Here is a 5,033-nt window from a genome sequence, read left to right as displayed (position 1 = left end):
AAATCGGCGCGCGCGGTGCGCATCTTCACGAATTCATCCTCCGACACGCCGGCATGAACGTGAATGTTGCGGTCGATTTCCTCGCCCCCCGTGGTTTCCCAGGCGAAATGCTGACGGCCGCCTTTCGGCAGGTAATCGTGGCACATGAACAGCCTGGAATCGCGCGGCAGCGCCATCAGACGCTTGATCGAGCGGTACAGCACGCGCGGATCGCCACCCGGGAAATCGGCGCGCGCGGTGCCGTAATCCGGCATGAATATGGTATCGCCCACGAACACCGCATCCTCGATCCGGTAAGAGACGCAGGCCGGCGTGTGGCCGGGCGTGGCCACCACTTCGCCATTCAATTTGCCGATGGCGAAACGGTCCCCGTCCTTGAACAGGACGTCGAACTCGGACCCCTCGCCCGAGACATCGGTGGCGTTGAACACCGGGCGGAAAATCTGCTGCACTTCCTTGATGCGCTCGCCAATGCCCACCTTGGCCCCGGTTTTCAGCTTGATATAGGGCGCGCCGGAGAGGTGATCGGCGTGGACATGGGTTTCGAGCACGAGCCTGATCCGGTAGCCGCGCTCCATGGCCATGGCGAGGATCGCGTTGGCTGACGTGACGTTGGCCTTGCCCGTCTTGTAGTCATAGTCGAGGACCGGGTCGATCACCGCCGCTTCGCCGGTCTCCGGGTCGGCGACCAGATAGCTGACGGTGTTGGTGGGTTCATCGAAAAACGGGTGGATGTCTGGTTTTGCCATGATGCGCCTTACGGAGGAATCGATTTCTCTTGACTATGTATTAGCGAAAACTAAAATAGCAAGTCCTAATCGGAGATTTTATGAATCGTGCGAATGTGGATGATTCACTCGCTGATTTTCAGCGCAACGCAGCTGCGGCGGTGGCCTTGCTCAAGGAGTTGAGCAACGGCAACCGCTTGATGATACTTTGTAAACTTCTGGAAAATGGCGAACTGAGCGTCATGCAGTTGTCAGCCCAGGTGGGCCTCAGCCAGTCGGCACTGTCGCAGCACCTGGCGCGCATGCGGAGCAAAGATCTGGTGGATTTCAGGCGCAAGGCGCAGCAGGCCTTTTACCACGTGAAGGACCCCGGCGTGCGGCAGATCCTGATGACGCTAAAAAATATCTACTGCTGATTGTGGCGGGTCCGATGATTCTGAAGGCAGTCACCGCCGCCGAAGCCAGACGTTTGGCCGCCCAGGGCGCGCTGCTGGTCGATATCCGCGAACCGGGCGAATATCTTGGCGAAAACATCCCCGGCGCGCTGAACGCGCCCCTGTCCAGGCTGGGCGAAACTCCGGTGGGCGCCGCCGCGGCAGTGGTGTTCTATTGCAAATCCGGGGCGCGCACCCGCATGAACGCGGAGGCCCTCGCGGCTTCCACCGATGCCGAAGCCTATATCCTCGATGGCGGCATCGAAGCCTGGAAGGCAGCGGGCTACCCGGTCAGCCCGGGCTGACTGACGCCGAAAGCCGAAGGCTGAGCGCCACCGCCTTACCGGATTTGAGAAGCCAGCCTCTGGGCTGGCTTTTTTGTTGGAGGGGGGGGGCGCGGGGCGTTGCTGTTCCAGTAAATCCTTGCAATGATGTACGCGATCGCGTACATAACGGCTATGCGTACATCTTCATATTCTGAACTTCGCAAGAACCTCGCCTCGGAGCTTGACCGGGTAACGCAAGACCGTGAACCCGTGATCATCACGCGCGACCGGGGCAAGCCCGCCGCTGTGCTGGTATCGCTCGAGGAATTCACCTCCTGGGAGGAAACGCTTCATCTGCTCCGCAGCCCGGCCAACGCTGCGCGGCTGAAGGAGTCCATCGAAGAATTGGATAAGGGCGGCGGCACGGAGCGCAAGCTCATCGAATGAGGTTGCTGTTTTCCGATCGGGCTTGGGACGACTATCTCTGGTGGCAGGCTCATGACCGGAAAACGCTTGAGCGGATCAACACCCTGATCAAGGATGCCATTCGCCATCCGTTTGAAGGAATTGGCAAGCCGGAGCCGTTGCGCGGCGACTTGTCCGGCTGGTGGTCCCGCCGCATCACGCTGGAACACCGGCTGGTGTACCGCCCGGCTGACGGAATTCTGCAAATCGCCCAGTGCCGGCATCACTATTAAGGAGAGCGGTAAACGCGAGGGTGTTTACTGTTCTTGTAGAAGGGGCGCGATGTTGGTTTACTCAAAATCTACGTACCGACCATGCCGTCATGCGTGCGCAAGCTGGACCCCGGCCTTCGCCGGGGTGACGCGGTACTGCGTTGTGCTCGGCCGTCCTGCGGAACTCGTAGTTTCAAGATAAGCTGGTCCCGCAGTTTCAAGTTGGATGACGCCGTGTTACTCACCCCTCCCGCAGCATCATCTCCGCGCCGCGCCAGCCCACCATCATCGATGGCGCATTGGTGTTGCCGGCGATCAGGTTGGGGAACACCGAGGCATCGCACACCCGCAGGCCTTCGATGCCATGCACGCGGAGTTTGGGGTCCACCACGGCTTCAGTGGGGTCAGGGCCCATGCGGCAGGTGCAGGAGTGGTGATAGACGGTGCCGCTCCGCTGGCGGAAATCGTCAATCAGCGCCTCATCGCGCACCACGCCGGGGCCGGGCCGCAGTTCCTCGGCCATCAGGCCTTTCAGCGGCGCTTGCGCGGCGATCACGCGGAGGAATTTCACCGCCGCCAGCATCTCGGTCACATCGCGTTCCGCCGCGAAGGCGTTGAACGTGATCTTCGGGTGCGTGAAGGGATCGGGCGATTTGATCATCACCGATCCGGTGCTGGCCGGGCGGCAGTTGGACAGCCCCAGCGACAGGCCGGAGAACGGGTCGGGGTTGAGGATCGGCCGTTCGCCCGGTTTGGGGATCAGCGTCGAGAAGGCCTGCATGTAAAGCTGCATGTTGGGCCGCGGCATCTCCGGGCTGGTGCGGAAGAAGCCGCCGCCCTGGTTGATGCTGAGCGCCAGCGGGCCTTTGCGGAACAGCAGATACTGAAGCCCGGCGCGGAGCTTGCCCCACCAGGGCCGGAGTTCGTCGTTGAGGGTGGGCACCGTCATGCGCCAGGTGTAGTTGATGCCGTGATGATCCTGCATGCGCGCGCCCACATTGGGGTTGTCATGCACGACCGGAATGCCGAGCGATTGCAGCAGCGCGCCGGGCCCAATGCCGGAAAGCTGCAAAAGCTGCGGCGAATTGATGGCCCCGCCAGAGACGATCACCTCGCGCGCCCGCGCCTCACGCTGTTGCCCGTTTTGCACATAGGCAACACCCACCGCGCGTTTGCCGTCAAACAGGATGCGGGTGGCCTGGGCATGGGTTTCGACGCGCAGGTTCTGGCGCGCCATGGCCGGGTGCAGGAAGGCCCGCGCCGCGGACAGGCGGCGGCCGCCCTTGATGGTGAACTGGTAGAGCCCCACACCTTCCTGGCTGGCGCCGTTGAAATCCGGCGTGTAGGCGAGGCCCGCCGCCTCCGCCGCTTCGATATAGGGCCGGCACAGCGGGTGCGCCTGATCGCCGAGGTCCGAGATGAACACCGGCCCGCCGCGGCCGCGCAGGGAAGGATCGCCCGCCGCATAATCCTCCATCGCCTTGTAGGCGGGCAGCACGTCGTCCCAGCCCCAGCCGGTGTTGCCCGCCGCTTTCCAATCCTCATAGTCGTCACGGTGGCCGCGGATATAGACCATGGCGTTGATCGAGGATGAGCCGCCCAGCAGCTTGCCGCGCGGGTAGAAGTCGCGCTGGCCGTTGAGGCCGGGGTCGGCTTCAGCCTCATACATCCAGTTGACCCGGCGGTCATAGAAGGTCTTGCCGTAACCCTGGGGCATCTGCACATAAAAGCGCCGGTCGCTGCCGCCCGCCTCCAGCAGCAGCACGCGTTTCGCGCCGCTCGCCGTCAGCTTGCCGGCGAGCACGCAGCCGGCCGCGCCCGCGCCCACGATGATGTAATCGAAACCTGCCGCCACGCCGATCCGCCCAGTGGTGAGAAGGCGATGGCATTTGCCCCGGTTCGCCCCTGAAAACAAGTATTTCTGGCTCAACGCGGGTGAGAAAATTTCATCGCCCCGTGAGGCCTCTGCCTGCTAGAAGCGGTGATCCTCGCCGGGAGGGCAAACACATGAAAGTCAAAGACCTCAAAGTTTTCATCGTCGGCAATCCGCCGCCCTCCTGGGGCGGGCGCTATTTCACCTTCGTGAAGCTCACCACCGACACCGGCATCACCGGCATCGGCGAATGCTATGGCGCCAGCTTCGGGCCGAAGGCCATGACGGCGATGATCGAGGATTGCTTCGGCCGCTATGTCGAGGGCATGGACCCGTTTCATCTCGAGGCGATGTGGCGCAGGGCCTATGGCTCCGGCTATTCGCTGCGGCCGGACCCGTCGCTGATGGGGGTGCTCTCGGGGCTGGAAATCGCGCTGTGGGACATCAAGGGCAAGGCCGTTGGAAAGCCTGTCTATGAGCTGCTGGGCGGCCGCGTGCATGAGAAGCTGCGCTCTTACACCTACATCTACCCCAATCCGGCCAAGGGCCAGGACTCGTCGATTTTCTGGAACGCCGAACAATCAGCTGCCCAGGCCGCGCATTATGTGAGCCGCGGCTTCACCGGCATCAAGTTCGATCCGGCCGCACCCTATTCGGCTTTCGATCCGCGCCAGCCCTCGCTTGAATCGATGGAGCTCTGCGTCAAGTTCTGCAAGCTGATCCGCGAGGCGGTGGGCAACAAGGCCGATCTCCTGTTCGGCACGCATGGCCAGTTCACCACGGCGGGCGCCATTCGCTTTGCAAGAAAGATCGAGCCGTTCGACCCCCTGTGGTTCGAGGAGCCGGTGCCGCCTGAAAAGCCCGAGGAGATGGCGCTGGTGGCGCGCGCCCCCACCAATCCGGTGGCCACCCGCGCGCGGCGGTGGGCCACAAGGCCGCTCTCCTCGCGCGTTTCAGGCGGCCCCGGCGCCTCGAACCCCCGGGGGTCGCACGCCTCGATCTTTCGTGCAAAGCGAATGGCGCCCGCCGTGGTGAACTGGCCATGCGTGCCGCAC

7 protein-coding genes are annotated in these 5,033 nt (G+C 63.1%); 5 read left to right on the top strand and 2 right to left on the bottom strand.

What is annotated here, in order from left to right; genetic code table 11:
* Positions 1 to 749 (bottom strand): MBL fold metallo-hydrolase (locus tag ACKOED_RS12075; RefSeq protein WP_408916842.1); only part of this gene is annotated, 749 nt, incomplete at its 3' end.
* An 80-nt stretch (positions 750 to 829) separates the two neighbouring features.
* On the opposite strand from ACKOED_RS12075, the gene ACKOED_RS12070 reads away from it, so the two are divergent.
* The 4 genes from ACKOED_RS12070 to ACKOED_RS12055 all read left to right on the top strand — a co-directional run bounded on the left by ACKOED_RS12070 (position 830) and on the right by ACKOED_RS12055 (position 2,126).
* Positions 830 to 1,144: an ArsR/SmtB family transcription factor gene (locus ACKOED_RS12070; RefSeq protein ID WP_408916841.1), complete on the top strand. Its 315-nt coding sequence runs from the start codon at positions 830 to 832 to the stop codon at positions 1,142 to 1,144.
* Between the two features lie 14 nt (positions 1,145 to 1,158).
* Positions 1,159 to 1,467, top strand: coding sequence for a rhodanese-like domain-containing protein (locus ACKOED_RS12065; protein ID WP_408916840.1), 309 nt, complete (start codon positions 1,159 to 1,161; stop codon positions 1,465 to 1,467).
* A gap of 153 nt (positions 1,468 to 1,620) precedes the next feature.
* The gene (locus tag ACKOED_RS12060; RefSeq protein ID WP_408916839.1) at positions 1,621 to 1,875 is read left to right on the top strand and encodes a type II toxin-antitoxin system Phd/YefM family antitoxin; all 255 of its coding nucleotides are present in this window, start codon (positions 1,621 to 1,623) and stop codon (positions 1,873 to 1,875) included.
* Positions 1,872 to 2,126, top strand: a complete 255-nt coding sequence (locus tag ACKOED_RS12055; protein WP_408916838.1) for a Txe/YoeB family addiction module toxin — start codon at positions 1,872 to 1,874, stop codon at positions 2,124 to 2,126. Before ACKOED_RS12060 ends, ACKOED_RS12055 begins: the two co-directional genes overlap by 4 nt.
* A gap of 220 nt (positions 2,127 to 2,346) precedes the next feature.
* Here ACKOED_RS12055 and ACKOED_RS12050 read toward each other — a convergent pair whose 3' ends face one another.
* Complete coding sequence (locus ACKOED_RS12050) at positions 2,347 to 3,960, bottom strand: GMC family oxidoreductase (RefSeq protein WP_408916837.1); 1,614 nt, start codon at positions 3,958 to 3,960, stop codon at positions 2,347 to 2,349.
* A gap of 152 nt (positions 3,961 to 4,112) precedes the next feature.
* On the opposite strand from ACKOED_RS12050, the gene ACKOED_RS12045 reads away from it, so the two are divergent.
* Positions 4,113 to 5,033: mandelate racemase/muconate lactonizing enzyme family protein (locus ACKOED_RS12045; protein WP_408916836.1), on the top strand; the 921-nt coding region annotated here is incomplete at its 3' end.

Origin of the sequence: Aestuariivirga sp., from assembly GCF_046093005.1 — a bacterium.
GTDB lineage: Bacteria > Pseudomonadota > Alphaproteobacteria > Rhizobiales > Aestuariivirgaceae > Aestuariivirga.
Note: the sequence above shows the minus strand (reverse complement) of the source record. Positions and strands in the feature narration are given on the sequence as shown.

Coding starts and splice junctions, on each gene's coding strand:
- ACKOED_RS12070 (WP_408916841.1), top strand. CDS start 830: ATGAATCGTGCGAATGTGGATGATTCACTCGCTGATTTTCAGCGCAAC.
- ACKOED_RS12065 (WP_408916840.1), top strand. CDS start 1,159: ATGATTCTGAAGGCAGTCACCGCCGCCGAAGCCAGACGTTTGGCCGCC.
- ACKOED_RS12060 (WP_408916839.1), top strand. CDS start 1,621: ATGCGTACATCTTCATATTCTGAACTTCGCAAGAACCTCGCCTCGGAG.
- ACKOED_RS12055 (WP_408916838.1), top strand. CDS start 1,872: ATGAGGTTGCTGTTTTCCGATCGGGCTTGGGACGACTATCTCTGGTGG.